Raw genomic sequence first — 1705 nt, forward strand, 5'->3', positions numbered from 1 at the left:
ATTGCCCATTTGCGCAGTGCACGTCGCGAGATTCCGGATCATCTGCTGAAGCACATCTCGCCGTTGAGTTGGGAGCACATCAACCTGACCGGCATCTACACTTGGGACGCGGAACATCAAATGCCTGAAGGATTCCGATCGCTAAGACTTCCGACCCCAATCCATCGAGCAGCATAGAGTTCACGACCCGTTCGCCCTTAGCGCAAGATTTTGAACAGCTCTTGTCCTGACCCCAGGTTGCGCAGAAATCTGCAGTGGGTGCTGTGTCGTCAAGGCCTCAATCTCGAGTTCCGATTGTGACGGACAGGTCCGCCGCTATCGTCTGGGCCGCACCGAAATGGACTGGATACGGGCGTCACTGGCAACCATGCTATTATTTTGTTTCACGTTTCGGCCCGCCTCAACTTTCTGATCTGAATATTGGACTCCGTGCGCTTATTCAGGTATTGCTAATATTCAAAGAAAAAAGCTGGGGAGCTACTACTCTACGGGCTAGCTTGGAGATGTGGATGTTTGAGTGGTTAACGCCGCCCGAACAGTGTGAACGTATTGCCTTGGCGGGAACGATGGGTTGCCTTGGAATATGCAAACTGCGTTAATGGGGAAATTGCAATGGATAGCTTCACAGTCCTGTTTGCCGGTTCGTTGCCTCAAGGCGGTTATCATTGGGGTCTTTCTGCCGGAGATATAAATAAAGACGGCATCCTAGACCTGGTGGTCAGCAATTATGACACCAATCAACTGGATATTATGTTCGGGACTGCAGGTGGCACGTTCTCGACCCATGCCGTAATTTTCCTGCCGACGATCAATGGTTACGCCAATGGCGCAGGGGGCGTCACACTCGGCGACTTCAACGGAGACGGCAATTTAGATATCGCAACGTCTTCGTACGTCAATCAAACGATTGAGGTGCTGCAAGGCAATGGCACGGGCGGTTTTAGCGCGCCGGTTGCGATTCAATATCCGGGCCAATATGGCGACAACCTTGTTGCCACGGATGTCAATAACGACGGTAAGCTGGACCTGGTGGTGGCCTCGTATAATCCTTCGCTTGCGACTGATTCCGTCGGCGTTTTGCTAGGTAATGGAAACGGAACATTCCAGCCGCTGATCTCTTCGGCAATACCCGGCACCTCGGACAGTGAGCATTTTGGCTTGGCTGTAGGTGACATCAACGGCGATGGCCTGGCCGATGTCGTGATGAGTTCGCTTAACAACAACAGCCTTGAAATCATGCTTGGAGACGGGCAGGGCCATTTTCAAATCAAGCAGATAATCCCTTACTACACTACAGGGGGTTCCTACGCGTCCGGAGTTGCGCTTGGAGACTTCAATCATGACGGAAAACTTGACCTGGCCGTCGCCGACTATAACGGCGGTATTAAACTTTACCAAAACGACGGAACAGGGAATTTCACGTTTGCCCAAACCATAGTTCCTGTTTCTGGGCCCGCCGCGCCGGCGAACGTTTGGCCGGGCTTGCTTGCGGTGGACGTAAACAAAGACGGAGCCGTAGACCTGATAGAGACGGGGGAAAATTCGACTGGAATTTGGGAATTTATCCAGAGCGTCTCGAACCATAGCCCTATCGCCAATGCCGACGTTGCCACCACCGATGAGGATCATTCCAAGGTCATCAGCGTTCTGGGCAACGACAGCGATCCGGACACGACCGATCACCTCAGCGTCACCGGCGCTTCGG

The 1705-nt window shown here is 52.9% G+C and carries 2 protein-coding genes; both read left to right on the forward strand.

Going from position 1 to position 1705, the window contains the following annotated elements; translation table 11 throughout:
- The coding region (locus ACFFNA_RS36750; RefSeq protein ID WP_378924935.1) for a Tn3 family transposase at nt 1–177 on the forward strand (177 nt) is incomplete at its 5' end.
- Between the two features lie 435 nt (nt 178–612).
- On the forward strand, nt 613–1705 hold a 1093-nt coding region (locus ACFFNA_RS36755; RefSeq protein WP_378924929.1), incomplete at its 3' end, for an FG-GAP-like repeat-containing protein.

This window comes from Mesorhizobium kowhaii (assembly GCF_042431665.1).
Lineage (GTDB): Bacteria > Pseudomonadota > Alphaproteobacteria > Rhizobiales > Rhizobiaceae > Mesorhizobium > Mesorhizobium kowhaii.